The following is a 25,741-nucleotide window of genomic DNA, read 5'->3' on the forward strand; positions in this document are numbered from 1 at the left end:
CTGTAACACATTCACCCGGCAAGCTAATCCGTAGCAATATGGAAGCTTGCCGGGTGATTTCTGTTATTCGCGTCCGGACAGGAATACTTCTTCAGTCACCTGCACGAGGCAGCGTGCTGCAGTGCTAAGTCCGCCGCTGCCCTGGTAGATCAGGCAAGTGGTCCGCTGCGTCTGTTCGAGCTCCTTGATGTGCAGGGAGACAAGTCCCCCGCCGTTCAGCAGCTCCGGGCGGAGGTAAGACTTCGGCAGCAGCGCAGCGGCCTTGATGGTCGGCAGCAGCCGGACAATCGCTTCGAAGGAGTCGATCTCCATCCGCACATCGGGATCAACGCCGCAGCGCTGGAACAGATCATCAGTCGTCCGGCGGTACCAGGTGCCCTTGGAGAAGAGAATCATCGGCAGCCGGGAGAGATGCTCCATCGTGAGCCGCGGAGACTGGGCCAGCGGATGGTGCTCGGCAACGACCAGCCGGAGCTGGTCCTCGAACAGCGGGATACAGCGCAGCCCCGGCTCCTGAACCTGGGAGGCGATGATGCCGACATCGCATTTGCCCTCGCTGACTGCGGTAACCATCTCATGCGTCTTCCCGGTGATCAGCTTCAGCTCAGCCGCCGGGTATTTCTCCATGTAGGCATTCACCAGCGGAGGCAGCGTGGTTTGCAGTGTGGTCAGGCTGGCTCCCAGCGTGACGAGCTGCGGTTCGCCTTCCTTGAACTTGGACAACGCTTCCAGAAACTTGGAGCGCTGCTGCCGCTGCTCCAGCGCATAGGTATAAGTAAGCCGTCCTACCTCCGTAAGCTCCAGCCGCTTGCCGAAACGGTGAAACAGGGCGACCCCGAGCCGTTCCTCCAGCTTGGATATTTTGCGGGATAGGGCTGGCTGGGACAGGTTGAGCTGGCGGGAGGCCCGGTTCAGGCTGGAATGCTCCACAACTGCAGCAAAAGCGTCTAAATCATCGTACATTACAAGCACTCCTTTGTCCCAATCTGTAAACAGCGGATTGTATTAGGTAATTGCTGGTTAAGAATTCCAATGAATGAGTGATAAAAAGCATAGCCGGGAGCCGGGAGATCGTTGATTTATATGAGAATTCGGCTGAATCTGAAGTGAATACGCAGTCTAAATGAGAATTATTATCATATTAAAAATATTCTTATGCGTTTATTGTATAACGATTAATAATTAGATTGCAATTCCCTTATAAGCGAAAAAAGAGTAACATGAAAAGTGACACAAGATATTCACATATTGTGAATAATAAAGCAAAGTCCGGGAAAACAATGAAAAGTGGTGCAAATAGACATTTTGCTGCTTGCTGCAGCCTGCCGCTGCCCTGTTTCAACTGTACTCCCGGCGGTGTATGCTCTTTAAAAAGACACTTGTGAAAACGCTGTTTTAATTGGAAAGGGGACACTTTATGAGAGGATTTTATTCCAGAAAGATTCATTCCTTGCTCGGCGTTATCCCGCTTGGGGCCTTTTTCCTTGAGCACATGCTGACGAACTTCGCAGCAGTAGAGGGTGGCGCTTCCGGTTTCACAGACAGTGTGCTCTGGCTGAACAGCCTGCCGCTGGTCTTCTTCCTGGAATTGTTCGGCATCTGGCTGCCGCTGCTGTACCATGGAGTGTACGGTCTGTACATCGCTTATCAGTCGAAGCCGAACCTGAACCGCTACAATCTGGAAAGAAACTGGCGTTATACGCTGCAACGTATCAGCGGAATCGTCACCTTCATCTTCATTGTCTGGCATCTGTACGATACCCGTGTCCAGGTGGCGCTTGGCAATGTAGAGCATGATGAGCTGGGCGGAGTTATGCATAACATTGTAACCCAGCCGCTGCTGATGACCTTCTACATCATCGGTATCGTAGCAGCCTGCTTCCATTTCTCCAATGGTCTATGGTCCTTCCTCATCAGCTGGGGTATCACTGTGGGGCCGCGTTCACAGCGGGTGTCCTCTATCCTCTGTCTCGGTGTATTCGTACTGGTTACCTTCATGTTCGTACTGTCACTGGTGACGTTCCGTGACGATGAATTTCAAACCGCAGCCACCGCGATGCAGTCGCTCAGCAGCGTTATTTAGGAATACAGGAGCAACTTAAGCGTAATTTAGGAGGGAACAATCATGGCATCAGCCGATATTATCATCGTGGGCGGCGGTCTGGCCGGCCTGATGGCTACCATCAAAGCCGCCGAATCCGGCGCGCATGTACATCTATTCTCACTGGTCCCTGTCAAAAGATCGCATTCGGTCTGCGCGCAAGGCGGCATCAACGGCGCTGTGAATACAAAGGGCGAGGGCGACTCGCCCTGGGAGCATTTCGACGATACCGTCTACGGCGGCGACTTCCTGGCCAACCAGCCTCCGGTCAAAGCGATGTGCGAAGCCGCACCGGGCATTATTCACCTGATGGACCGGATGGGCGTTATGTTCAACCGCACGCCGGAGGGGTTGCTTGATTTCCGCCGGTTCGGCGGGACGAAGCGCCACCGGACAGCGTTCGCCGGAGCGACAACCGGCCAGCAGCTGCTGTATGCGCTGGATGAGCAGGTGCGCCGCTGGGAAGCCGAAGGCCTGGTGACCAAAAGCGAGAACTGGGAGTTCCTCTCCGTCATTCTCGATGACGAACGCGTATGCCGCGGCATCAGCGCCCAGAATCTGAAGACGATGGAAATTCAGACCTTCCCGGCGGATGCGGTCATTCTGGCCAGCGGCGGTCCGGGGATTATTTTCGGCAAAACGACGAATTCGGTCATCAACACAGGAACCGCTGCAAGCGCTGTATATCAGCAGGGTGTGCATTATGCGAACGGGGAATTCATCCAGATCCACCCGACAGCCATCCCGGGCGATGACAAGCTGCGGCTGATGTCGGAATCAGCGCGCGGAGAAGGCGGACGTATCTGGACCTATAAGGACGGTAAACCGTGGTATTTCCTCGAAGAGAAATATCCCTCTTACGGCAATCTGGTGCCGCGCGATATCGCAACACGTGAGATTTTCAATGTGTGTGTGGATCAGGGGCTGGGCATTAACGGCGAGAACATGGTGTACCTGGATCTTTCGCATAAGGACCCGAAGGAGCTCGACGTCAAGCTGGGCGGCATTATCGAGATCTACGAGAAGTTCATGGGGGATGATCCCCGCAAAATTCCGATGAAAATCTTCCCCGCTGTGCATTATTCGATGGGCGGCATGTGGGTCGACTATAACCAGATGACGAATATTCCCGGTCTCTTCGCCGCAGGGGAATGTGAATATCAATATCACGGGGCGAACCGCCTTGGAGCAAATTCGCTGGTATCGGCGATCTATGGCGGCATGGTATCGGGGCCGAAGGCTGTGGAATATATCAAGGGGCTCAAGAAGTCGGTTCAGGATATCTCCTCCACGGTGTTTGACAGCTTCCACAAGACGCAAGAAGACAAATATGAGTCTCTGCTGGGGATGACAGGCACGGAGAATGCTTACGTAATCCACAAGGAGCTTGGCGAATGGATGACGGCCAACATGACCGTGGTGCGTGAGAACAAGAAGCTGGAAGCGACCATCGGCAAAATCAAAGAGCTAAAGGAACGCTACGGCCGCATCAACATGAGCGATACTTCACGCTGGAGCAACCAGGGCGTAGCCTTCACCCGCCAGCTGTGGAATATGCTGGAGCTGTCAGAAGCCATGACCCTCGGAGCGCTGCTGCGCAACGAGAGCCGGGGCGCGCATTACAAGCCGGAGTTCCCTACCCGCAATGATGAGGAATTCCTCAAGACGACCAAAGCCGCCTGGACGGCTGACGGCCCGCAGATCTCATATGAGGAAGTGGATGTGTCACTGATTCCTCCGCGGGTGCGGGATTACTCGAAGGACTAACAGGGTTGTAGCATTCTATTGTATTTTGTACAGCAGAATCGCCCGGTTGAGCGTTTTAAAAGGCAATCTAATGTATTCTGTGCAACAGAATTTGGCTGCAGGAGCTCAAAAGGGGCTAATTGCAAAATTCAAATGTACAAACTGCAATAGAATGCAATTTAAGGCCGGAAATACCTGATTTGATTGTATGAAATACAATAGAACTCGCATCCATACTAAGTCCATCTCCAATTGCAACGAACTGACCAAGACTGATTGCATAGAAGTAATATACCCGGAGCTAAGTTTATGCTTGCGAAGCTAGTTTTGTACGAAATCATGCGATGAGGTTTATGCTCACAAAACTTTTAGGAGGTAACTGACATGGCGGAAACTGCAGCAGCTCCCAAAAACGTAAAATTTATCATTACCCGCCAAGACGAGCCGGAAACGAACCCGTATACGGAGGAGTTCGAGCTTGCCTACCGTCCGGGAATGAATGTGATCAGCGCGCTTATGGAAATCCAGCGCAATCCGGTGAACGCGAAGGGTGACAATACAGTCCCGGTGTGCTGGGAATCGAACTGTCTGGAGGAAGTATGCGGCGCCTGTTCCATGGTGATCAACGGCAAGCCGCGGCAGGCCTGCGCAGCGCTGATCGATAACCTGGAGCAGCCGGTGCGCATTGAGCCGATGAAGACCTTCCCCGTGGTCCGTGACCTGGTGATTGACCGCAGCCGGATGTTCAATGCCCTGAAGCGGGTTAAGGCCTGGATTCCGATCGACGGCACGTATGACCTGGGTCCGGGACCCCGGATGCCGGAGAAGAAGCGTCAGTGGGCTTATGAGTTATCCAAGTGCATGACCTGCGGTGTCTGCCTGGAGGCATGCCCGAATGTCAATGAGAAGACCAATTTCATCGGTCCTGCGGCTATTTCGCAGGTGCGCCTGTTCAACGCCCACCCTACGGGCGAGATGAACTCTGACGAACGTCTGGAAGCGCTGATGGAAGACGGCGGCATCGACGGCTGCGGCAACTCGCAGAACTGCGTGCGCGCCTGCCCGAAGGGAATTCCGCTGACCACCTCCATTGCCGAGATCAATAAGCAGACGACTAAGCATATGTTCAAGCGCTGGCTGGGCGTGTAACTATACAGCTTGCATTTTCTTTACGATTTATATCTGCGGCAGTGTAATCAGCTGCTGTCCTTAAATCACAGGCCGTTCAGGAGTATTTCCTGAACGGCCTGTTTGCGTCAGGAGTTCATTTCCTGTTCCGGTTGGAACTGGAAAGGGCTATTGCAGCAGAATATGTTTCTTTCAGGGTGGAAAAAGGGTACATTTTTAGACAGTCTTCTTACTGGGTCATGATCATACATAGAGTGGCTGCGATCACCCGGATTCTAATCAATATAGGTAATTATGTTATAATCCAGATAGTTATATGCAGTATTCAAGCAGTGGACAACGGGGAGGAATTACAGTGATTTGTCGTGAACAGGACGGAGCGTTTGTGATGGTGAAGCAGCATGAGCACGGCCTGCTGGCCGGGGAATTTGCGAAGTGGTTCAAGGAAGAGCATACGCCTGCGGAAGGCCGCCGGGCTGAAGTGCTGCGGGCGGTGAGCAATCATGACCGGGGCTGGATTGATCTCGACGAGACGCCGTTCTGGAACGATGCAGAGGGGGCGCCATACAGCTTCATCGACTTCCCCGTTGTGCCTAAGCTGACCTTCTATAGACGGGGCATCGACGAGGTTGAAGCAGATACACCTTATGGGGCGCTGCTGTGCAGCTCGCATTTCGAACGGCTGATCGAAGTATCCGGTGAGGAATGCCCGGAGCTGACACAGTATCTGCAGGATGAAGCGGACCGCAGAGCCCGTATCCACCGTGAGCTGGAACAGAGCCGGCCGATCGGCGAAGGCGAACTGTATTACGACGCGAGGCTGCTGCAGTTCTGTGATGATCTGTCGCTGTTTCTGGCACTGAGTGAACCGGGAAGCCCCGAGTCCGAGAAGCATCCGTGGTTTGCTGGCGGCTTCTCAGGCAGCGAGGATTTCAGCTTCACCTCAGGCAAGGCTATTCAGGCAGAGTGGCAGGATAAGTCCACGCTGATTCTGGACCCGTTCCCATTCACCAAGGATGTCGGGATATGTTTTAAGCAGCGCCGGGTTAGCCGGAAGGACATTAAGCTTAAGGGCATCGCTGCAGCTTACAGGGAGACACCTGAGGAAGAGTGCCGGATTACTGTAACCAGCAGACCCGGAGAAGAGCCGAAGGTGAAGTCCGGTGCTGGCGGGCACACAACGGGCTAATGGAAGTGGGGAATATAAGCGGTTATGAGCGGTGAGGCATTATCAGCGGAATACCGGTAACTTTTCCCGATAAAAGCTTGCCGGATGCAGAGAACAGGAGAGTAAAGGCCATGGCGTGGTGGATATGGATTTTCAATTTTGCTGTAATCATATTGCTGGCGCTGTGGTCTCTCCGGATCAAGCTGAGCTGGATGGGCAAAGGAGTTCTGCTGGCCCCCATTCTGATCTATGCCCTGATTTCGGTTGAGGATCTGCTGGACCTGATCGATCTAGGCACCATTGTGCCCGGCAACAAGGGATTGCGCGGTCTGATTCTGATTTTTGTCCTGGCTTCGGTCCTGTTTTATATTCTGTTTATTTTTCATGAGATCAAGGACTCCAACAGCAAGGAAGTCAGGCTGCAGCATACACTGGTCCGGATCAGCATCGCTGCGTTTAGCTGCATTATTTTTTTTACAGTTGTATATACATCCATATATAAGCTGTTTGGCCAGTCTTCCTTCCAGGGCGAGGGGATAGGCCAGGATCTGCTCAGCCAGCTGATCACCTTCCTGTACTTCAGCGTAGCTACATTTACGACAGTCGGGTACGGGGATGTGGCTCCCATAGATAACACTTCGCGGCTTGTTGTAGTCATGCAGATCTGCTTCAGCTTCATAACCGTTGCCTATGCCCTGTCCATGCTGGGCTTGTTCCGCAAAATTCTCGGACCCGGCACCACTGAAGAAGAGATTGAAGCGGCTATAGAAGTGGACATTGATGACAAAGTGGAAGAAGCTGTAACAGATAAGCATGAGGAGAGGGAGCAGGAAGAACAGGAAGCACAGGATGAACAGGAAGCACAGGATGCCGGAATTCCGCCGAAGCGGCCTGGAAGCGATAAGGGGTCAGATTAACCCGCAGATTAGCCTGACGATTAGCCGTATCTCAGGCGCTGACGGATGAACTGGAAGTGTTGCCAATAAGCGCAGCATGCTCAGTATACGAACATAAACGGCATTAACCGAATAGATTTGAGGATAGAAAGGAGAATCTCCCTATGAGTACAAAATCGTCCGGGGGCTCTCCCAGGTCTGACCTGCCGGCGGCAGGTACCGGCGGTTATCCCCCTCCGCAGAAAGAGGGGGCTGGCAGCCGCAAAATGACCCGCCGCCAGTTCCTCGCCCGGGGGGCGGCAACCGTAGTTGGCGCCGGCCTGCTTACCGGCGGCTATGCCTGGCAGGGCGAGCCTAACTGGCTGGAGATTACGCGGAGGGAGCTGCCTCTGAAGGACCTCCCTTCAGCTTTTGCCGGAACCCGGCTCGTTCATTTCAGCGATGTGCATCTGGGCTTCAACAAGGATGCGCATGATCTGGCCCGGCTGACTAAGCACATCAAGGAGGAGAAGCCGGATCTGATCTGCTTCACCGGGGATATTGTGGACAGCTATGCCGAGGATTTGACAGACTCGGTCGCTATTCTGGCAGAGCTTGAAGCTCCGCTGGGCAAGTATGCCATCCTAGGCAACCATGATTACAAGAATACGGAGCTGCTTACCCGCCTGCTGAACGAATCCGGCTTCCGTGTGCTGCGGAACCAGTCCTACCTGATCAAGCAGGGCGGCGCCGTGATGGCGGTGGCAGGACTGGACGATATGCTGCATGGCAAGCCGGACCCGGAGGCCGCAATCCAGGGCATCCCGGACGGCACGTTCACGGTGCTGATGATGCATGAGCCGGATTACGCCGATACGGCGGAAGGGTATCCGTTTCACCTGCAGCTCTCAGGGCACAGCCACGGCGGTCAGATCCGTCTGCCGCTGCTGGGTGCGCCGTTCACGCCTTACGGCTCGCAGAAATACATAGACGGCCTGTATTACACAGAGAATAAGGCGATGCCGGTGTATGTGAACAGGGGATTCGGCGAAACCATGATGCCGCTGCGCTTCATGTGCCGGCCGGAGCTTACTGTACTGACTCTGCGCCGGGAGTAAGATGGCAGAGCTTGAGGATGCGGCTTAACGAGAGCAGCAGAAGAGGGTGAAGTTCATGAGCACTTATGAAGCGATTATGGGTATGGCGCTGCAGGGAGCGGCGGTAGAACTGAAAAGTATGACATCCGCTGACGGCGCAGTGCTGCGGGCGCTGCTCTCCCATCCGGAGGTGCAGCCGCATATTCAGCTGCGCCAGGGCTCATCCTCCCAGCAGGGCGTTCTGGATAAGCTGGTGAACCGGATGCTGCATGGTTATGACCCTTGCGCATTGCATGCAGGCATCTATCTCAAAGGACAGCCGGAGCTGATCGGGTCGGTCTCCCTGCAGAACTGGAACCGGCATGAGGGGAAGGCGGTGCTGGGGTATATGCTTAATCCAACATGGTGGGGGCGCGGCTTCGCCACTGAAGCATTGGGGCTGCTGCTGGCCTACGGGTTCCGCGAACTGGAACTGCTGAAGGTGGAGGGACGTTGCCGCGGGGACAACCTCAGATCAGAGCAGGTGATGCTCAAGAATGGTCTGACCCTGGAGCGGACACTGCCGATGGCGGACGGCTCAGGCGATGTAATGAAAGTATTCACAAACTCAAATCGCAAAGAAGCTCATTCTTTTTAATTGGAGAAGGTGAATGGAATCCTTATTACAACAAAAATAAAATTATTGCCGAAACAAGAACAATATCAAGCACTTAAACGTACAATGGAACAGTTTAACCAGGCATGTAATCGAATTAGTATAATTGCTTACGAGAGTAATTGCTTTTCTAAAGTAAAACTTCAGCAATTGTGTTATTACCCAATTCGTATAGAATTTGAAAATCTTTCTTCTCAATTGATTATTCGTGCAATCGCCAAGGTTTGTGAAGCATACAAGTTAAATAAAAAAACAAAATGTCAATTCAAATTAGACGGTGCCATTGTGTATGACCAACGTATCCTATCTTTAAAAGGATTGGAAAATGTCTCTTTAGCTACCGTTGAAGGTCGTATTAAAGTTCCTATGTTTATTAGTGGCTACCATATTTCCGTCATGCAAGATAGACGTATTCGAGGTCAAGCGGATCTTGTTTTTGTAAATGGTGTTTTCTACCTTTTATTAGTTTTAGAAATTCCTGAAGGTGAAAGAATCAATACATCTGAAGTATTAGGTATTGATTTAGGTATTGTTAATATTGCAACAGATAGTAAAGGTGAATTTTTTAGTGGTGCAAAGATCAATAACCTTCGCAAGCGATATTCCCGTCTGCGCACCAAACTGCAATCCAAAGGAACTAAGGCTGCTAAAAGAAGGTTACAACAGCGTGCTAGAAAAGAGCGTCGTATGGCCCGTGATATAAACCATTGCATCTCTAAGAATATCGTTGAAAAGGCTCAAAGGCACTCTTCTGTCATTGCATTAGAAAACCTTAATGGTATCTCAAAAAACAAGCAGAAGAGTAAGACGGTTATGAAGTCGCAACGACAACGATTAAGCAGATGGTCATTCTTCCAGTTACGTCAATTCATAGAATATAAGGCTCGAATGAATGGCGTTCCTGTTGTGTTCGTTGACCCGAAGTACACAAGCCAAGAATGTTCTTCCTGTGGTCATACAGACAAAGAAAACCGAAAAACTCAAGACCAGTTTGAATGTGTGTCGTGCGGATTCGTTGCTAACGCCGACTACAATGCTTCTCTTAATATTAAGAGAAGGGCTATTGTCAGCTAGCCGAACGTAGGAGTACTCAGGTATTACTTACAATCCCACTGTTTAGCTGTGGGTAGGCTGATATTGTTACACAAATGAAATAATGCCGTTATCAAACTCTAACAGTCTCCGGTTAAACTAAGTACATGACCCCCTTTTGAAAATATAACTGCTGTTGGGACCCGATGATTCGGGTCCATTTTTTTGTGGCGAGCACTATGCCGGAATCCGGTTTCGCTTGTTTCTGCTGGCGGTAGCCGGAGTCATTAGGCTATGATGGATATACAGAAACAGCATTTGGCGAGGAGGACATAGCTCTTGAACGAAGTGATTAGACTACTTACGAACCACCGCTCTTTCCGGCAATATACAAGGCAGGCGGTAGAACCAGAGAAGCTGAAGACCATAATTGAGGCAGCCCAGGCCGCTCCATCCTGGGTGAATGGCCAGCAGGTATCGGTCATTGCGGTACGCAGCGAAGAACGGAAGCAGCAGCTGTCGGTATTGAGCGGGAACCAGAAGCATGTGGCCGAAGCGCCGGTATTCCTGGTGTTCTGCATGGACTTTCACCGGGCCCGGCTGGCGGCAGAGCTGGAAGAACAGCCGTTTGAAGCGGCAGGGGATGTGGATGCGCTGCTGGTCGGTGCAACCGATGTCGGCATTGCGTTAGCGAATGCGGTGGCTGCTGCGGAGTCGCTGGGACTTGGGATTATTCCGATCGGCGGCGTGCGCCGCCGCACAGCCGAAGTGATCGAGCTGCTGCAGCTGCCCGAATATGTATTCCCGGTAGCCGGCCTGTGTATCGGCTATCCGGGCGAAGAGCTGCCGAAGAAGCCGCGTCTTCCTATGGCGGCTGTGTATCATGAAGAAACCTATAACCCTGATCAGAAGGCCCTGATCCAGGAGTACAATGAGACCCACCGTGAGTCGCTTAGGGCTCAAGGGCTGACCGGGAGGGATTGGAGCAGTACGATTGCCCGCTTCTATGCCCTGAATCCGCAGTACGGAGACGCGGGGCGGACGCTGAAGCAGCAGGGCTTCACCTGTGATAATCTCAATAAGGAACAACCATAGCAAAAATGCACCGCAGCGGTAACGGCGGACGATGGCAATCATCGTCAACAGCGTAACCGCATGCGGTGCATTTATTTTTGTCCAGCCGGGGATTAAGCCGCCCCAATATCCTACAGCTATAGTCCTACTGTAATCTTCTCACGCCGTTTGTAGTAGACCCAGTGCTTAAATCCGATCTCCTTAAGCCGCACGGCAACGTTATTGCGCTGATCAGCCACCCGGGAAGGCTTATGGGCATCGGAGCCGAAGCTGACCTCCACGCCGAAATGCAGCGCCCGCTCCAGAATCTCATCCGACGGATACCAGCCGCCGCACAGCTTGGTGCCGCCCGAGGTGTTGATCTCGATGGCCAGCCCGCATTCGCTGATTGCGCTTAAGGCTTCATCAATCTCCCGGGGAGCGGAGATCTCCGAGAACTGCGGATAATTGCCCTTCATCGCATCAATGTGTCCGAGGATCTGGAACATGCCGCTGCGCGCGGATTCGGCGATCAGCCGGTAGTACTCCGCTTTGGCTTCCAGCTTCTGCTTAGGGCCCAGACCCTTCCAGCGGCTTTTATTAAAGATGCTGTTGCCGTCCACGCTGTGCACCGAACCGATCACATAGTCAAACGGATAGGCGGCAAGCGTCTTCCGGTACAGCTCTGCATGCTCGGGGAAATAGTCGGACTCAATGCCGAGCAGGACATCAATACGGCCTTCGTACTCCTTTTGCAGAGCCAGTACCTCCTCCACGTAGTGGACAAGCTCCGATTTGGCCATCGCGATACGCGGAAAAGCCTGCTCGGACGGACTTCCGAAATAGGGCGTGTGATCGGAAATCCCGATCACATCAAGACCCGCGGTTATCCCTGCTTCAATATAATCCCTGATGCTTCCGTCAGCATGACCGCAGCGGAAATGATGGGTATGCAGGTCGAAATTCATAGAGGTAACATCTCCTTAGGCCAAAGTGGCAGAATAGGTTGCAGGTTGGTGATTATTAGTTACTCTGAGCCGATGAATTGGGTTTCGGGCATTCCCTTAAGATCGCTCAGAAACTGCCTCATGGCCGAATTGACGTACTTGCCGGATTTGGTGATGACGCCTACAGGGTGGGTGACCTCGAGCTCGATGATCGGGACGATTTTGAGCGTGCCGTTTCGGACCTCGGCGGTTACAGACTGTTTGGAAATAACGGCTGCCCCGAGATCCAGCTCCACCATCCGTTTCACCTCTTCGCTGCTGGTCAGCTCCATGATGACCTGGGGCTGGATACCGTGTTTGGCCAGTACTTCATCGGCGAATTTCCGGCCGACGGTGTCCGGGGACAGCAGGATAAGCGGTGTTTTGCCAAGCGCCTCAATACCGGCCGATTTGACCTGGGCCAGAGGATGGCGGGGCGAGACGACCAGTTCAAAGGTATCATAATACAGGACGGAAGTTGTCATTCCGGGACTGCGGCCGATCAGATAGCCGATTCCGACATCAACAAGACCATTCTCGACATGCTGATAGATTTGTGAAGAGGACATGGACGAGATCGAGGTTTTGATATGCGGGAACTGGTCCTGGAAATAGGACAGAATCCGCGGCAAAATCTGAATGGCAATGGAGGTGGTCGTTCCGAGAATAATGTGCCCCTGGGGATTCTCCTCGAGATCCGCAAGACGCTGCTTAAGTTCTTCAACGATACCTACAATCTGCTCCGCATGCGTGAGGAATACTTGGCCCCGGTCTGTCAGGGTTACAGGCTGATTCCGGTCCACAAGCTGGGTTTTGAATTCTTCTTCGAGACTTTTGATCTGTGCTGAAACCGCCGGTTGGGTCAAATTGAGTAGTTCTCCCGCCTTGCGGAAGCTCATCGTTTTGGAAATGGTAATCAGTGTTTCAAGCTGGCTGATATTCATGGACTGCCCCCTAATGGCTACCGGATTGGTGCCGCCGTATATTGTATCGCTGTGGGAAAGTGACTACTTTCCAGAGGACGTTTGCGCCGTTAACAGCTTGATGGGCCAGGGTCTGCATGCTGCGGATTGTCTGCCAGAAAATGTGGGGGGAAATACGCAGTGAGTGCTGCACCCGGAAGGAATTGCGCCGCAAATCTTACGTTCAGTGTTGGCATTTGATTAAATTATAGGAGATTACACCCGGCAGGGCAATGTCGCTGTCCAAACTATCTTGTGAAATCATTCGACAAGACCATTAATTTTTGGTGAATAATGCCGATATATGAAGTATAATAAATCATTATTGCTTAGGACTTTTGGTATATGACTAAAGCCTGGTCGAGGGGGGACAGCACTTTCATGAAAGCAGAAGTAATCAATCCGTTTCTAGAGTCTGCACGAATTGTTATTGAACAGGTGATACAAGTCTCGCCGTCTACCGGTATTCTGGGTATTAAGGACATTGAACTGATCGATAATCATATATGGATTCAAGTGGGAATGACAGGTCAGCTCAGCGGGAATATTATCTTCGGAATCGCCGAGCATGTGGCGCTTAAGATGGTGTCGGCCATGATGGGCGGCTATGTGATTACGGAAATGGACGAGATGGGCCAGAGTGCCATTTCGGAGCTTGGCAACATGATCAGCGGCAATGCCAGTACTATTCTTTCCAATCAAGGGGTATCTGTAGACATTACCCCGCCGAAGCTGATGAAGTCGGAGAGCATGTCCATCCTGCCGCGCAGAGCGCTTAGTATTCCGCTTCTGATGGAGGGCATCGGGGAGCTTGATATTCAGGTTATGATCTCTTAGGCGGATAATCGGGAGCTGAACACATTCCATGGCATTACAAGGCAAGGTTGTTGTTATTACAGGAGCTTCGAGCGGCATCGGTGCGCTTACGGCACAGATGCTCAGCCAGCGTGGGGCCGTTCCCATTCTGCTGGCCCGTTCGGAAGACAAGCTGAAAGAAACCGCGGCCGGAATACCGGGCGTTTTTGGACTGTTCGTCTGTGATGTGACCGATGAGTCTGCGGTAGAGCGTACCTTCGGGGAAATCCTCAGCCAGTACGGCAGAATCGACATTCTTCTCAACAATGCGGGTTATGGCAAGTTTGCGGCTTTTACGGAGATGGAGCCCGGCGAGTTCGATGCCATGATGGACGTGAACTATATGGGGATTGTCCGCTGCACCAAGGCGGTAGTGCCTCATATGCTGGAGCGCGGCAGCGGTCAGATCGTGAATGTGGCCTCTATGGCCGGCAAAATCGGTACAGCCCGTGCGGTTGCCTATACGGCTACCAAACATGCTGTTCTCGGCTTCACCAATGCGCTCCGCCAGGAGCTCCGCAAGAGCGGCATTATTGTCTCGGCCGTGAACCCCGGACCCATCGCCACCGAATTCTTCAAGACCGCCGACCCTTCAGGCAATTATGAGAAAAGCGTAAGCCGGATCATGATGACTCCGCAGCATGTGTCTGCGAAGATTGTGAAGCTGATGGAGAAAGGCAAGGAAGAAGTGGATCTGCCCGGTCTGGCAGCCTTCGGAATTCGTCTATACGGCTTATTCCCGCGGCTGGCGGATAAGCTGACCTATAACGCTATGAACAGAAAATGATTACTCAGCTATGAAGCAAACGGCTTGTCCCCTTTTGCATGCAGGATGGAATTACATAAATAAAATATGGCGTAGATTGGAACTTGTGGCCTTCCATTTGGTGGAGAGGCCTTTTTGGCATATAATGAACATATTATCTTAAGCGAAAAGGATGAATATCTATTATGAATAAAGCTTCTTTTGCAGCCATCGGCATTCAGGAAGACCTCGTTGCCCGATTGTCTGAATTCGGCATCACCGAACCATCCCCGGTACAGGAGCAGACGATTCCGCTTCTGCTGGAAGGAAGAGATGTGCTGGCCGCTTCCCAGACAGGGACAGGCAAAACTCTGGCTTACCTGCTGCCGCTGCTGCAAGGGATTAATCCGGACCAGAAATCGGTGCAGAAGCTGGTGCTGGCACCAACCCAGGAGCTGGCGATGCAGATCCTCCGCGAAGCAGAGCGCTATGGGGCCCACCGGGGCATCCGGGCGATGGGGCTGATTGGCGGAGCGGCAATCAAACGCCAGATTGACAAGCTGCGCGAGCATCCCCAGCTGGTTGTGGGTACTCCGGGACGCGTGCGGGAGCTGATCGGGCTGCGCAAGCTGAAGATGCATGAGGTGACGACGATTATTCTCGATGAGGCGGACCAGATGTTCCAGCTCAGCGGCGCGGGCGAAGTGACGAAGATCGTCAGCAGCGCGCTGCGCACACGCCAGTTGGTTATGCTGTCCGCGACCATCGGACCGGAGACCAAGCTCTTGGCTAACAAGGAAATGAAGAACATCGCAGAGGTGGGGATTGATCCCGGCATGATGACGGCCCAGAGTCTTGAACATCACTACGTGGTGTCCGAGGAGCGGAACAAGGTGGATATGCTGCGCCGGGTGATCCGCCACTACAAGCCGGAGCGGGCGATTGTGTTCGTCAATGCTACCGATGATATTGCTGAAGTGACCGCGAAGCTGAACCATCTGGGGCTTCCTGCCGCAGCGCTGTACGGGGATGCCGACAAGGTTACGCGCGCAAACGTGCTGGCCCGCTTCCGTGACGGCAAGCTCAAGGTGCTGGTTGCCAGCGACGTGGCGGCCAGAGGCCTGGACATTGAGAATCTGACGCTGGTCGTCAGCTTCGATCCGGCCTTTGACTCCGAGCACTATGTCCACCGTGCCGGACGCACGGGGCGCATGGGCAAGCGCGGATTGTCCGTAACGATTGTTACGGAGCAGCAGACGTTCATCATGCGCAAATTCGCCCGCGAGCTGGATATCCAGCTGGACGAGCGGGAAATGGCCTTCGGCAAGGCGCTGACGGAGGGCGAGCGCGCCGAATTCCGCAGCGGCGGGGGCGGGACAGCCCGCCGCATGGGGGTTGAACCGCGCGGCGGCGAAGCTGCGCCGCGCGCCGGCAAGCCGCAGGTGCGGACCTCGGCGGCTGGCACAGCCGGAGGGACGGGCGGCGAAGCGCCGGCAGGGCAGCCGGGCGCAGCGGCTGGCAGCGGTGTTACGGTGCGGCGTGAGCAGCACCGGCCGGGGATTGCCGCGGGCACGCGCAGCGCGGCGACACCTGCGGGCAAGGCACGCAGCAATGCGGAGCGGGACAAGAACCGCAAGAATAAGGGAGCCCCGAAGTGGCTCAAGAACAAAACCCCGAGAGGTGACGGTCAATGAACACAGCCCCCGTATTGCAAATTACGGGTTTAAGCGGAGGTTACAGCCTGAACAAGCCGGTGCTTCATGATATCGGCTTGCAGGTGCAGCCCGGTGAAATGGTCGGGCTTATCGGTCTGAACGGTGCGGGCAAAAGTACAACCATGAAGCATATTCTTGGTCTGATGTCCCCGCATAAAGGTGAGATTACCGTACAGGGCAAGACGCGCAGCAGCGACCCCGAGAGCTATCACAGCGCACTGTCCTTTGTACCGGAATCCCCTCTGCTCTATGAGGAAATGACAGTCCGCGAGCATGTTGAATTCACTGCCAGAGCTTATGGCGTGGAGCGCAGTGATTACGAATCGCGCACCAGCCAGCTGGCCGCACTCTTTAATATGGAGGACAAGATGGATACCCTGTCCTCCCATCTATCCAAAGGCATGAAGCAAAAGGTAATGATTATGTGCGCTTTCGTAGCGCGTCCGGCACTCTATGTCATCGATGAGCCGTTTCTCGGCCTTGATCCGCTGGGCATCCGCTCGCTGCTGGATTTCATGCTGGATCTGAAGAAATCCGGGGCGTCGATTCTGCTTAGCTCGCATATTCTCTCCACCATAGAGAACTATTGTGACCGGTTCATTGTGCTGCACCGCGGGATGGTCATCGCCGAGGGAACACTTGCCGAGATGACGGCGAAGGCCGGGCTGCAGGGCTTGAATTTGGAGCAGCTGTTCTACGAGCTGGTTCAGGGAGGGAAATGATATGGATTTGAAGGAGCTGCGCCGGCAGCGGCGCAGCCGGTTCACAGGAAGCCTGATCCCCTATATGGGTTATATCATTCAGAGCGGTGTAGCCATGGTGTTTCTGCTGGTCCTGATTATCTTCTCGGCCTGGTATACTGCACTGCTGCGCGATATTCCGGCAGGCATTCCCATCCGCTGGATTATGCTGGTCCTGCTGGTGCCTGCGGCGGTGCACAGCAGCTTCCGGACCTATCTGCAGACTCCGGATACGATCTTCCTGCTGCCGCAGGGCCACCGGATGAAGGAGTATTTCGCCCCTTCATGGGTCAGCGGGAATGTGTGGAAGATCCTGCGCCTGGCTTTTGTACTGATTACGTTATGGCCGCTGTACATACGCACGGATACATCCCATAAGGGACTGCTGGTTACGCTTCTGGTCCTGATCCTGGTGAAGCTGCTCGCCAGCTACGGGTTATGGCGGGAGACTGCTATGCTCTCCCGTCCGGCCGCCATAGGCTACAACCTGCTGCGCTGGGCAGTGGGCATCCTAATGGTTGCTGCCTGGGTATGGCAGCCTTCCGTCCGCGCGCTGATCTTTATCGTGATTCTGGCCGCAGCCTACGCGGCCGCGCTGGCCGTACCCGGCCGGCACTCTGTTCCGTGGGAGCGCCTGATTACGATGGAGAAGAATCAGGGAACCCGGGCGCTTATGGTCCTCGGCTGGTTCGTTGATGTCCCAGGACGTGAGCAGCGGGTCTATGCCCGGCGCTATTTGTCCCGGTGGGGCGGCGGCATAACCTGGCAGCGGTCTTCCGCCTACCGGTTCCTCTTGACCAAAAGCTTCGCCAGAGGCGATATCTTCGGAATCGTCCTGCGGATTGCCGTACTGGACCTGTTCCTGGTCTGGATGAATCAGGACAGCTACACCGGCAGCGGCATTTATATCTTCTTCCTCTTCCTGATGGGGATTCAGCTGACGGCGCTGCGCAAGCTGCACAGCGAGTCGTTCTGGCTGACCGTGTATCCGCTGCCGGAAGGCAGCAAGGGCAAGGGAACCATCCAGTTTGTATTCCGGGCGCATCTGGTGCTGGCCCTGCTGACCGGACTGCCTCTTCTGCTTCAGGCGGGAGCGCGTCCGCTGCCGGTTCTGGGAACATTGGCGTGCGGAGCGCTGCTGGCCTATCTGTTCAAGGCCTATTCCACCCGTAAGGAAGCCCGGACGGATGAGGATGACTTGTAGAACAGACTCTTTTTATCAACAAAAATATGCACATGAAAAATGACCTCATACTCTGCTAACGCGGAGCGTGAGGCCATTTTTAAATAGAGGGGGTTCTCCTCTTTATTTCAAAATATATGAATTTATATGTTCACACGATGACTTATCCTTCTATTTCTCGCTGAAACAACACCGTCCCTTAAAAGGACAGCAAAGCCGTTTCTACTTGGCTGGAACAGGGAATGCTGCAACACGGGGAGCGGAGAGAGCGCAGGGCCCCCTCCAGGGATTTATTCCCGGTTAGACAAAGAGTGAACGGCTGATGATAACCAGCAGGATAAAGAGAACCAGAATTGCGCCTGTGCTTGTGAATGCACCGTGTCCGTATCCGTATCCGCCTCTAACTTCTTCGCTCATGTTCATTCCCCTTTCGCGTTTGAGTTGTTGTACTTGAGTACATCGTATTGTATGTGCGGAGGGAAGAACGTGTATAGGCCAATGCCATAGGGCAGGGCAAAAAAAAGTCAGCCCCGGAAATCCGGAGCTGACTTACGTATGCAAAGGCTGGGAATCAGGCTTTCTCCAAATCGCGGATGCCTGCATAGACCAGATCGAACAGATCCTCAAGCTGATTCTCTTCGATGCAGGAGAAGGCAATGCGCAGATCACTTTCGCCGAGGGCGATGGTGCCCAGCCCGTAATTGTGGATCAGGTGGAGCCGTAAGGTTTCAGCCGGCACGGTGAGCAGCTTCAGGCACATGAAGTACCCGGAGTTGAACGGATAATAAGTCCATACATCGTCGCCGTATTTGCCACTGTCCAGCAGTGCTTTCACTTTATTGGCCCGGCCCTTCATGATCTGGAACTTCTCTTCCTTCTGGGAAGCGAATTCCGGCGCCTTCAGCGCATCCAGTACAAAGGTCTGGGACGGATGTGCTCCGCTGGAGATGGTGGCCCGGATAATACCGAGTGTCTTCTGCTCCAGGGCAGCCAGCAGCTCTTTGTTCTCGGAAGCGTAAGTGATGAAGCCAACGCGGAAGCCCCAGACAAATTCTTCTTTAGTGGCTCCGTCAATCTTAATTGCCAGCACACGGGGGTGCAGGTTCGCGAGCTTGCCAAACAGCGATTCCTTCAGTGAATCCTCGAAAAAGAGTCCGAAATAAGCATCATCGCTGACGACTACGACATTAACGCCTTCTTCAGCGGCACGCAGGATTGCGGCAACGATGGCTTCGCCTTCTTTAACGCCTGGTGTATACCCTGTCGGGTTATTAGGGAAATTGAGCAGGACGATGGCTTTGCCGCGGTCCTTCTGGGCCAGCAGTGCATCCAGCAGTCCTTCGCTATTGAAGCTCATATCTTCGGTGAACAGCGGATAGTTAACGGTTTCGGTCAGACGGCGGATGCCGAAGGTCAGCTCGTAGTTCTCCCAGTTTTTGTCCGGATAGATGACGGCATCCCCTTGCTCTGCGAACAGATCGGCAACTATGCTAAGCCCGTGTGTCAGGGCGTTCGTAACGACCGGGTTGCTGAAGGACTTGCCTTCCAGCGACGGATTCTCCCGCAGCATCTTCTCCCGCCATACCGTGCGCAGCTCCGGCTTGCCTGCAGGAGGCGCGTAGCCGTACAGGTCTTTGGGGCTGTAGGCGGAGAGCTTATCCTGGATCACACCAAGGTGCATCGGCATCCCGTTCTCGGTAGCAATACCGATGGTGGCATTATACTTCTTAGCATGAGCCGTCGCTTCTGCAGACTGGCTCAGGATTCCCTCTTTGGGGAAATAGATTGCTTTGCCGAGATTCGAGAGCATATCGTACACATGTTCATTGCCTGCCTTGATGCTGTCATTCAATTGTCCAGCCAGTGGATTCATCAGTTTCATCCTTCCGGTATTCTTCTGGGATATATACGCTAACATTGCCTAACATTATATCACCGTGAATTGCCGCCGTCACTGAGGAATGCCGCGTTTTCATAAATACTTTTGGAATAAGCCGGGCGGATCCTCCCAGAGCTGGACTTCGACGTAACGCTCAGGGCCAGAGTCTCCTGCTGCGTTCCATTTCTGCGGCAGGCCGTATTCGCGGACTACCTCAAGGATTTCTATCAGTGTGTAGACCTGCCCACGGTAAGGTTTGCCGTCCGCATAGCGCATTGTGGGAAATAAATCGCCGTAGGTGAAGCTGATCCGCTCAGGGTTGAAGGCCGCAACCGGGATCTTCAGCTCCATCCCCTCCGGATACCACTGCTGCAGCCAGGGGCATCGCCCCAAAGTCATGTAATGCGGATGCCGGCGGACCGGCTGGCCTCCTTTGGCGATAAATTGCTCTCTCGCCCTTTGTTCAAGGCTGCTGCGGATCTGCAGATAATCGGCGGAACGCTGGCTGGCAAAGCCCTTACTCTGCTCCCGGATATCCTGCAGCACCGTCTCCGCTAATTCAGGCGAAAGGTCAGACAGATTCCGGAAGGGGCCGGTGGATTCATCATAATAGTGAAAGAGATAGTGGTAGTCCATATACTTCCCGCCGATCTATAGAGGATGATTACTATATTTTAACAGATAGAGGGGGGATAGGGACAGTCCTGCAGGTAGGGGAAGATGTACAAAAGGGAACCGGACAAGGTATTATGAAAAGTAAGCTTACGCTTTCGAAGCGGGTTTTGTTCGAAGGAATACAGGGAAGGCATGCTCACAAAACTTTAGGAGGGACCAATATGTTGCATGCATCGCCATCCTCTTTTGTAATCCTCCCGGCCCTGGCGAAGATCGTCTGTGAACCGGGCTGGAAGTGGCAAAAAAGAGAGAAGCCGCTGCAAAATTATGATTTGTTCTATGTCTGGAGCGGGGAAGGAACCGTTGTGCGCAGCGGGGTGCCCTATCAGGTGGGGAAGGGAAGCTGCTTCCTGTTCCGCCCGGGGGATCACACCAGTGCTACGCATAATCCGCAAAAACCGCTTGTGCTTACATATATACATTTCGATGTTGCCGAAGAGGTGACGGAGATTCCTGCGCCTTACCATGAGCTGACGGAGACGGTGGAGTTCGAGCATCTGCTGGCCCGTTACGTCCGACTATTCCTGGTGCAGACCTACGCTGCAGAGGAAGAAGGCCGCCTGATCCTGAAGCAGCTGATGATTCATCTGCTGCGGCAGGACCAGGTCGTGCCGATCGAGCGCCATGTCAGCAACCAGCTGGCTGAGGTGATCCACGAGGTGGCTAACTATGTCAGCCAGCATCCAGGGGCTGCGCACCGGGTAGAGGATCTGGCCGCACGGGCAGGGCTGTCTCCGCGTTACTTCTCGATCAAGTTCAAAGAGATCACAGGCTCCTCGGTTCAGTCTTATGTGATCCGCACCCGGATTGAACGGGCCCAGCATCTCTTGCTGTACGCCGGTATGAATGTGACTGAGGTGGCGGATGCGCTGGGCTACCGCGATATATTCTTCTTCAGCCGCCAGTTCAAGCAGCACACCGGGAAAAGCCCGTCGGAAATACGCTGACAACCAGCGTGCTCTAATGCTGCTGAACTGCCTGGTGGCCCTGGAGTACAGCAGCAATAGTAAGTAAGCCCTTCTCTTCCAGGCAGGAGAAGGCCAGTCCTGCCGGATTACCGGCAGGGCTTTTTGGGGAATAGATAGTATAGAGTTCTTACGGAACGGCCCGCCCATTCAAGGCGGGGCCGTTTCTTCTATTACAATGGCTACAGGGAAGCCGGGGGCGTAAAGTTGAAGAGAGCATCCGTCTGTGACAGAATATTAGGATGAACCGCATAAGACCTGAGAAGCTGGCGCTAAGAGCAGCTGAATAAACACACGGGAGAAGGAGAGGACTTATGTACGAAATAGTACTGATACGGCATGGAGAGAGCGAATACAACCGGCAGAACCTGTTTACGGGCTGGAGTGATCCCGATCTGACGGAGAAGGGTGTGGAAGAGGCCAAGGCAGCAGGCAAGCTGCTGAAGGATGCGGGATACACGTTCGATCTTGCTTTCGCCTCGGTGCTGAAGCGTTCAATTAAGACACTAAACTATGTGCTGGATGAGATGGACCTGCTGTGGATTCCCGTGCAGAAATCGTGGAAGCTGAATGAGCGCCATTACGGAGCGCTGCAGGGCCTCAGCAAAAGTGAAACTGCACTGAAATACGGCGAGGAGCAGCTCCATATCTGGCGGCGCAGTCTCTCGGTCCGGCCTCCGATGCTGGAGCCGGATGATCCGCGTTATGCCAGAAATGATATCCGCTACAAGGAAGTGCGTCCCGGCGATATTCCGCGCGGTGAGAGCCTGGAGGATACCGTGCACCGGGTTGGCGATTTCTGGGGCAACCGGATTGTACCGCTGATCCGCAAGAAGGAACGCGTCCTGATCTCGGCGCATGGTAATACGCTGCGGGCCCTGATCAAATACATGGAGGATATTGATGAGACGGCGCTGCTGGATCTAAATATTCCAACCGGCGTCCCGCTGGTCTACAAGCTGGATGATGATGTGAAGCCGATCAGCCGCTTCTATCTCGGCGAGCCGGAAGAGGTGCAGGAGAAAGCGCGCGAGGTGGCTAATCAGAGTAAGGTTACGGAGTGATCCGGATAGTTAGAGGGATAAATTCCTTTGATTACGCTGGAAGTAGGCTAGACGAGCCGATTGTATGTGAAAAACCGAGTACAATGCACCAACGATAGGGTAAACAGGCCCAATGTATGCGAAAACAAACATGTCTTTCAAGGCACAACTCCAGCATGAAAATGAGCAGCGTGGCTAAAAAACAGAACATCGTCTTTTCATTTATTTAACATATTTTAACGGAAAACCGAACACAATTGGACTGGGTAAGCCACGTAAGCCAAATGTAATCGAAAAACCGAACACAATTGGACTGGGTGCACCGCGTAGGCCAAATGTAATCGAAAAACCGAACACAATTGGACTGGGTGCACCGCGTAGGCCAAATGTAATCGAAAAACCGAACACAATTGGACTGGGTGCGCCGCGTAGGCCAAATGTAATCGAAAAACCGAACACAATTGGACTGGGTGCGCCGCGTAGGCCAAATGTAATCGAAAAACCGAACACAATTGGACTGGGTGCGCCGCGTAGGCCAAATGTAATCGAAAAACCGAACACAATTGGACTGGGTGCGCCGCGTAGGCCAAATGTAATCGAAAAACCGAACACAATTGGACTGGGTGCGCCGCGTAGGCCGTGCGTTTATCGCAGTGCCAGACGTATTTTCACAGAAAAACCGAGTACAATGCACCAGCAACTGGGTAGATGAGCCAAATGTAAGCCGGGGTATACTGATTCACAGAGCGAAGCAGGTAAAAACACTTTTATACGATAAATTATACGATAAACGCAGGAACCATCCGGGATTCTGCGAAGGGTTTCTTCAACCCCAAATAAGCCCCGCACAAGATACACTTACGTATCTTTGTGCGGGGCTTTGTCTGTTCAGAAAGCTCTACTTGGTTTCATCTTGAGCTGTTTCATTCAAGCCGGACTCTGCCCGGCAGCTAAGTAGCCCGCTGCATCTCACCCAGCAGCTCGCCCATCTTCACCTTCGTGTCTACGGTAAGCCCATGGCGCGGGGTGAAGGTGCCGCTCTCCAGCAGAAGAACTACGGTAGAGCCGAATTCGAAATAGGCCAGATCATCGCCTATTTGCCATTCAGTAGCGGATTCATCCGTGTAGCGGATACTGCTCACATTCATTGCGCCTACCTTGACCACGGCGGTTTCGCCATAGCTGCCGGCTATATAAGTAATCAGCCGTTCGTTACGGCTCAGGACACTCTTCATATGCCGCATGCCGAAATCATTCACGGGATAAGCCCGCCCACGGATATAATCGCTCTCCCGCAGCTGTCCGGTTAACGGGGAATGAATCCGGTGATAATCGGTGGGGCTCAGGTAGAGGACGAAATAGTAGCCTTTTTTATACAATTCGAGGTGTGGAGAATGATTAAGCAAATCCTCCAGCGTATAATCCTGACCCTTCACATTCATTATTGTTCCGCAGTTAATGTCGCCCATTGCCGTAATCATGGCATCCACAGGACTGGCCACAGCCTGTTCACCGCTTGCCACCGGCCGCATTCCCGGCTTCAGGCGTCTGCTGAAGAATTCATTAAGTGTACGGTATTCTCCGGCAGTCTTCTCCGCCTCGGCGGCAGGAATATGATAGGAACGAATAAATACCGGAATCATAAAGCGGCTGAGTCTGCTATGGGAAAAAGCGCCCATTACCCGGGAAAGCCATCTGTGTGAGGATAGCTCGGTCATCAGCCGCAGCAATTGTTTAACCATGCCCATCTCCCTTCCATCATGCAGCAGCAAGGTCCCGGTAGCCAAGGACCTCACCCGCTCTGCATTATATTGACATAGAATAGAAGACAAATCAATAAGAGTTATGCCGTGCAGCCTCTTCATACAGGTATCTGGCATAGCCCATCGGGCGGCGGTAGCTTTCTTTCCAGATGGGGCCGAGCCCGGCTTTCTTGAAGCCGTAACGCTGGTCGCGCCCGTTGCATTCGATGAAATATAAGCGTCCGCTCCCCGTAACGCCGATGTCCAGACCGATATCGGCAAGGCCCGGGAGGCTCTGCTCCAGCTCACGGGCAATGGCGAGACTGAGGGAGAGGACCGACATGCGGATCCGAGCGGCTGCTTCGCCGGGGAAAGCCTTCTCCAGAGCGAAGGATGAACTCAGTGCTTCGCCTCCCCTGGCGATGTTGGATACGAAGCCGCCCGGTGCCGCCAGCTTGGCGAACATGCCGGTCACCTGCCAGTCTCCGCCCCAGCCGCGCTGTACAGTAATGCGCAGATCAAAGGGGCGGCCGTTTATCTCAGCCAGTGGTATCCGCTCCTGCACCAGGTACGGTACCGAAGAGAGTCTGGCGCGGAGTGCCCGGGGGATGGCGCCCTGATTCAGAGGCACACTGTACCAGCGTCTTGAGCCGGTAGGAGAGTAGCTCCATTTCCACCGCCCGGCCCCGCTGATCCTTGTAAGACGCATAACCCCGTTGCCTACACTTCCCCGGCAAGGCTTGAGAATGAGATCCGGATAACTGTCCATCATTTCCTTCAGGCCGGACATTCCGGCGGATGTGACTGGCAGGACCGTCTGCAGTTCCTGGTTTTGCTCCAGTAGGGCATGAATCTGATCCTTGCCGTAGCGGTTGCATGTATTGTATACCTGAATACCCTGCCGGAGCAGCCGCTGGACGCCGCTGCTGCCCGGGTCATAGATCGCCCGGTTATGGATGATCTCCGGCGTCGGAATGACTTGACTCCGGTAGCCGTGCGGACCCTTTATATATGCCCTGCTGAAGCCGGTCTGCGTATCGATGCCGGACAGCTTCAGAAAGCAAGGGGTTAATCCGTATGCGGCGGCGGCCTCCTCGTAATTGGCCAGAGATTCCTGTCCGGTTTTTAACCGGGGAACGCCCCCGTGCACAGCGGCATTTAGCAGTATCCCAACGAGCTTTTGCCCCATGTTCGTTCCTCCCGTTATCTTGAAGTAGCTTCCCGGCTGATTTTTCGTCTCCTGTCATTGTATGTGTGTACGTGCCCGTCAGGGTTGGACGGATGCGCGGCGGCAGATGCCCTTTTTTGAAAGGCGAGAATGGAATTCCTTTATACGCTCATCTTTTTCTTAAGAAAGCTTAGCCGGAGGAATGGTGTCATCAGCCCATACTACTGC

General features: G+C 53.6%; 25 protein-coding genes. 16 read left to right on the top strand and 9 right to left on the bottom strand.

Annotation, left to right across the window (positions count from 1 at the left end; translation table 11 throughout):
- Nucleotides 1–63: 63 nt before the first annotated feature.
- Nucleotides 64–963 (bottom strand): LysR family transcriptional regulator, encoded by a 900-nt coding sequence (locus tag MKZ24_RS10695; RefSeq protein WP_039306940.1) that lies wholly within the window; start codon nucleotides 961–963, stop codon nucleotides 64–66.
- Nucleotides 964–1,417: 454 nt separating this feature from the next.
- Here MKZ24_RS10695 and MKZ24_RS10700 point away from each other — a divergent pair, with 454 nt between their 5' ends.
- The 9 genes from MKZ24_RS10700 (at nucleotide 1,418) to MKZ24_RS10740 (ending at nucleotide 10,897) form a co-directional block, all read left to right on the top strand.
- A complete protein-coding gene (locus MKZ24_RS10700) occupies nucleotides 1,418–2,083 on the top strand; it encodes a succinate dehydrogenase cytochrome b558 subunit (RefSeq protein ID WP_042239323.1) in 666 nt (221 codons plus the stop codon).
- Between the two features lie 42 nt (nucleotides 2,084–2,125).
- The gene (gene sdhA / locus MKZ24_RS10705; protein WP_042239322.1) at nucleotides 2,126–3,868 is read left to right on the top strand and encodes a succinate dehydrogenase flavoprotein subunit; all 1,743 of its coding nucleotides are present in this window, start codon (nucleotides 2,126–2,128) and stop codon (nucleotides 3,866–3,868) included.
- Between the two features lie 363 nt (nucleotides 3,869–4,231).
- A complete protein-coding gene (gene sdhB, locus MKZ24_RS10710; protein WP_042139785.1) occupies nucleotides 4,232–4,996 on the top strand; it encodes a succinate dehydrogenase iron-sulfur subunit in 765 nt (254 codons plus the stop codon).
- A 334-nt stretch (nucleotides 4,997–5,330) separates the two neighbouring features.
- Complete coding sequence (locus MKZ24_RS10715) at nucleotides 5,331–6,164, top strand: DUF3891 family protein (RefSeq protein WP_340782785.1); 834 nt, start codon at nucleotides 5,331–5,333, stop codon at nucleotides 6,162–6,164.
- A 110-nt stretch (nucleotides 6,165–6,274) separates the two neighbouring features.
- Nucleotides 6,275–7,060, top strand: coding sequence for a potassium channel family protein (locus MKZ24_RS10720; RefSeq protein ID WP_340782787.1), 786 nt, complete (start codon nucleotides 6,275–6,277; stop codon nucleotides 7,058–7,060).
- Nucleotides 7,061–7,203: 143 nt separating this feature from the next.
- Nucleotides 7,204–8,136, top strand: a complete 933-nt coding sequence (locus MKZ24_RS10725) for a metallophosphoesterase (protein ID WP_340782789.1) — start codon at nucleotides 7,204–7,206, stop codon at nucleotides 8,134–8,136.
- Between the two features lie 55 nt (nucleotides 8,137–8,191).
- Nucleotides 8,192–8,752, top strand: a complete 561-nt coding sequence (locus tag MKZ24_RS10730; protein ID WP_052416717.1) for a GNAT family N-acetyltransferase — start codon at nucleotides 8,192–8,194, stop codon at nucleotides 8,750–8,752.
- 9 nt (nucleotides 8,753–8,761) lie between these two features.
- Nucleotides 8,762–9,844 carry an RNA-guided endonuclease InsQ/TnpB family protein gene (locus MKZ24_RS10735; RefSeq protein WP_340790126.1) on the top strand — a complete coding sequence of 361 codons (1,083 nt, stop codon included), beginning with the start codon at nucleotides 8,762–8,764 and terminating at the stop codon, nucleotides 9,842–9,844.
- A 297-nt stretch (nucleotides 9,845–10,141) separates the two neighbouring features.
- The gene (locus MKZ24_RS10740) at nucleotides 10,142–10,897 is read left to right on the top strand and encodes an NADPH-dependent oxidoreductase (protein WP_445324162.1); all 756 of its coding nucleotides are present in this window, start codon (nucleotides 10,142–10,144) and stop codon (nucleotides 10,895–10,897) included.
- Nucleotides 10,898–11,013: 116 nt separating this feature from the next.
- Here the strand turns inward: MKZ24_RS10740 and MKZ24_RS10745 are convergent, their stop codons facing one another.
- Together MKZ24_RS10745 and MKZ24_RS10750 are read right to left on the bottom strand one after the other, a co-directional pair.
- Entirely contained in the window at nucleotides 11,014–11,823 is an 810-nt protein-coding gene (locus MKZ24_RS10745) for a histidinol-phosphatase (protein ID WP_042239316.1), read from the bottom strand.
- Nucleotides 11,824–11,882: 59 nt separating this feature from the next.
- On the bottom strand, nucleotides 11,883–12,785 hold the full coding sequence (locus MKZ24_RS10750) for a LysR family transcriptional regulator (RefSeq protein WP_042239313.1): 903 nt from the start codon (nucleotides 12,783–12,785) through the stop codon (nucleotides 11,883–11,885).
- Between the two features lie 399 nt (nucleotides 12,786–13,184).
- Between MKZ24_RS10750 and MKZ24_RS10755 the strand changes: the two genes are divergently transcribed.
- The 5 genes from MKZ24_RS10755 to MKZ24_RS10775 all read left to right on the top strand — a co-directional run bounded on the left by MKZ24_RS10755 (nucleotide 13,185) and on the right by MKZ24_RS10775 (nucleotide 18,062).
- Nucleotides 13,185–13,640, top strand: a complete 456-nt coding sequence (locus tag MKZ24_RS10755; protein ID WP_042239310.1) for a chemotaxis protein CheX — start codon at nucleotides 13,185–13,187, stop codon at nucleotides 13,638–13,640.
- A 28-nt stretch (nucleotides 13,641–13,668) separates the two neighbouring features.
- Nucleotides 13,669–14,445: an SDR family NAD(P)-dependent oxidoreductase gene (locus MKZ24_RS10760; RefSeq protein ID WP_340782796.1), complete on the top strand. Its 777-nt coding sequence runs from the start codon at nucleotides 13,669–13,671 to the stop codon at nucleotides 14,443–14,445.
- A gap of 164 nt (nucleotides 14,446–14,609) precedes the next feature.
- Nucleotides 14,610–16,097 (top strand): DEAD/DEAH box helicase, encoded by a 1,488-nt coding sequence (locus tag MKZ24_RS10765; RefSeq protein WP_340782797.1) that lies wholly within the window; start codon nucleotides 14,610–14,612, stop codon nucleotides 16,095–16,097.
- Nucleotides 16,094–16,840, top strand: a complete 747-nt coding sequence (locus MKZ24_RS10770) for an ABC transporter ATP-binding protein (RefSeq protein WP_042139777.1) — start codon at nucleotides 16,094–16,096, stop codon at nucleotides 16,838–16,840. The genes MKZ24_RS10765 and MKZ24_RS10770 overlap by 4 nt, the downstream gene beginning before the upstream one ends.
- 1 nt (nucleotide 16,841) lies before the next feature.
- Entirely contained in the window at nucleotides 16,842–18,062 is a 1,221-nt protein-coding gene (locus tag MKZ24_RS10775; protein WP_042239302.1) for an ABC transporter permease, read from the top strand.
- A gap of 279 nt (nucleotides 18,063–18,341) precedes the next feature.
- Here MKZ24_RS10775 and MKZ24_RS10780 read toward each other — a convergent pair whose 3' ends face one another.
- The 3 genes from MKZ24_RS10780 to MKZ24_RS10790 all read right to left on the bottom strand — a co-directional run bounded on the left by MKZ24_RS10780 (nucleotide 18,342) and on the right by MKZ24_RS10790 (nucleotide 20,556).
- The gene (locus tag MKZ24_RS10780) at nucleotides 18,342–18,458 is read right to left on the bottom strand and encodes a YjcZ family sporulation protein (RefSeq protein ID WP_209994562.1); all 117 of its coding nucleotides are present in this window, start codon (nucleotides 18,456–18,458) and stop codon (nucleotides 18,342–18,344) included.
- Nucleotides 18,459–18,612: 154 nt separating this feature from the next.
- Nucleotides 18,613–19,914, bottom strand: a complete 1,302-nt coding sequence (locus MKZ24_RS10785) for an aminotransferase class I/II-fold pyridoxal phosphate-dependent enzyme (RefSeq protein WP_042239300.1) — start codon at nucleotides 19,912–19,914, stop codon at nucleotides 18,613–18,615.
- Between the two features lie 99 nt (nucleotides 19,915–20,013).
- Complete coding sequence (locus tag MKZ24_RS10790; RefSeq protein ID WP_340782806.1) at nucleotides 20,014–20,556, bottom strand: hypothetical protein; 543 nt, start codon at nucleotides 20,554–20,556, stop codon at nucleotides 20,014–20,016.
- 200 nt (nucleotides 20,557–20,756) lie between these two features.
- On the opposite strand from MKZ24_RS10790, the gene MKZ24_RS10795 reads away from it, so the two are divergent.
- A complete protein-coding gene (locus MKZ24_RS10795; protein ID WP_039306903.1) occupies nucleotides 20,757–21,542 on the top strand; it encodes a helix-turn-helix domain-containing protein in 786 nt (261 codons plus the stop codon).
- 332 nt (nucleotides 21,543–21,874) lie between these two features.
- Nucleotides 21,875–22,624, top strand: a complete 750-nt coding sequence (gene gpmA, locus MKZ24_RS10800; protein WP_340782809.1) for a 2,3-diphosphoglycerate-dependent phosphoglycerate mutase — start codon at nucleotides 21,875–21,877, stop codon at nucleotides 22,622–22,624.
- A 201-nt stretch (nucleotides 22,625–22,825) separates the two neighbouring features.
- Here the strand turns inward: gpmA and MKZ24_RS10805 are convergent, their stop codons facing one another.
- The 3 genes from MKZ24_RS10805 to MKZ24_RS10815 form a co-directional block, all read right to left on the bottom strand.
- Entirely contained in the window at nucleotides 22,826–23,215 is a 390-nt protein-coding gene (locus tag MKZ24_RS10805) for a hypothetical protein (protein WP_340782814.1), read from the bottom strand.
- 338 nt (nucleotides 23,216–23,553) lie between these two features.
- Nucleotides 23,554–24,345 (bottom strand): archaetidylserine decarboxylase, encoded by a 792-nt coding sequence (gene asd, locus MKZ24_RS10810; protein WP_042141610.1) that lies wholly within the window; start codon nucleotides 24,343–24,345, stop codon nucleotides 23,554–23,556.
- A 91-nt stretch (nucleotides 24,346–24,436) separates the two neighbouring features.
- Nucleotides 24,437–25,534 (bottom strand): YheC/YheD family endospore coat-associated protein, encoded by a 1,098-nt coding sequence (locus MKZ24_RS10815; RefSeq protein WP_042239291.1) that lies wholly within the window; start codon nucleotides 25,532–25,534, stop codon nucleotides 24,437–24,439.
- Nucleotides 25,535–25,741: the final 207 nt, after the last annotated feature.

The sequence above is a fragment of the Paenibacillus sp. FSL R7-0297 genome (assembly GCF_038009025.1).
GTDB lineage: Bacteria > Bacillota > Bacilli > Paenibacillales > Paenibacillaceae > Paenibacillus_AQ.

What these genes read in the sequence shown, in the direction of transcription:
- MKZ24_RS10695 (WP_039306940.1), bottom strand. Translation starts at nt 963, where the DNA reads ATGTACGATGATTTAGACGCTTTTGCTGCAGTTGTGGAGCATTCCAGC.
- MKZ24_RS10700 (WP_042239323.1), top strand. Translation starts at nt 1,418, where the DNA reads ATGAGAGGATTTTATTCCAGAAAGATTCATTCCTTGCTCGGCGTTATC.
- sdhA (WP_042239322.1), top strand. Translation starts at nt 2,126, where the DNA reads ATGGCATCAGCCGATATTATCATCGTGGGCGGCGGTCTGGCCGGCCTG.
- sdhB (WP_042139785.1), top strand. Translation starts at nt 4,232, where the DNA reads ATGGCGGAAACTGCAGCAGCTCCCAAAAACGTAAAATTTATCATTACC.
- MKZ24_RS10720 (WP_340782787.1), top strand. Translation starts at nt 6,275, where the DNA reads ATGGCGTGGTGGATATGGATTTTCAATTTTGCTGTAATCATATTGCTG.
- MKZ24_RS10725 (WP_340782789.1), top strand. Translation starts at nt 7,204, where the DNA reads ATGAGTACAAAATCGTCCGGGGGCTCTCCCAGGTCTGACCTGCCGGCG.
- MKZ24_RS10730 (WP_052416717.1), top strand. Translation starts at nt 8,192, where the DNA reads ATGAGCACTTATGAAGCGATTATGGGTATGGCGCTGCAGGGAGCGGCG.
- MKZ24_RS10745 (WP_042239316.1), bottom strand. Translation starts at nt 11,823, where the DNA reads ATGAATTTCGACCTGCATACCCATCATTTCCGCTGCGGTCATGCTGAC.
- MKZ24_RS10750 (WP_042239313.1), bottom strand. Translation starts at nt 12,785, where the DNA reads ATGAATATCAGCCAGCTTGAAACACTGATTACCATTTCCAAAACGATG.
- MKZ24_RS10755 (WP_042239310.1), top strand. Translation starts at nt 13,185, where the DNA reads ATGAAAGCAGAAGTAATCAATCCGTTTCTAGAGTCTGCACGAATTGTT.
- MKZ24_RS10760 (WP_340782796.1), top strand. Translation starts at nt 13,669, where the DNA reads ATGGCATTACAAGGCAAGGTTGTTGTTATTACAGGAGCTTCGAGCGGC.
- MKZ24_RS10765 (WP_340782797.1), top strand. Translation starts at nt 14,610, where the DNA reads ATGAATAAAGCTTCTTTTGCAGCCATCGGCATTCAGGAAGACCTCGTT.
- MKZ24_RS10770 (WP_042139777.1), top strand. Translation starts at nt 16,094, where the DNA reads ATGAACACAGCCCCCGTATTGCAAATTACGGGTTTAAGCGGAGGTTAC.
- MKZ24_RS10775 (WP_042239302.1), top strand. Translation starts at nt 16,842, where the DNA reads ATGGATTTGAAGGAGCTGCGCCGGCAGCGGCGCAGCCGGTTCACAGGA.
- MKZ24_RS10780 (WP_209994562.1), bottom strand. Translation starts at nt 18,458, where the DNA reads ATGAGCGAAGAAGTTAGAGGCGGATACGGATACGGACACGGTGCATTC.
- MKZ24_RS10785 (WP_042239300.1), bottom strand. Translation starts at nt 19,914, where the DNA reads ATGAATCCACTGGCTGGACAATTGAATGACAGCATCAAGGCAGGCAAT.
- MKZ24_RS10790 (WP_340782806.1), bottom strand. Translation starts at nt 20,556, where the DNA reads ATGGACTACCACTATCTCTTTCACTATTATGATGAATCCACCGGCCCC.
- MKZ24_RS10795 (WP_039306903.1), top strand. Translation starts at nt 20,757, where the DNA reads ATGTTGCATGCATCGCCATCCTCTTTTGTAATCCTCCCGGCCCTGGCG.
- gpmA (WP_340782809.1), top strand. Translation starts at nt 21,875, where the DNA reads ATGTACGAAATAGTACTGATACGGCATGGAGAGAGCGAATACAACCGG.
- asd (WP_042141610.1), bottom strand. Translation starts at nt 24,345, where the DNA reads ATGGTTAAACAATTGCTGCGGCTGATGACCGAGCTATCCTCACACAGA.
- MKZ24_RS10815 (WP_042239291.1), bottom strand. Translation starts at nt 25,534, where the DNA reads ATGGGGCAAAAGCTCGTTGGGATACTGCTAAATGCCGCTGTGCACGGG.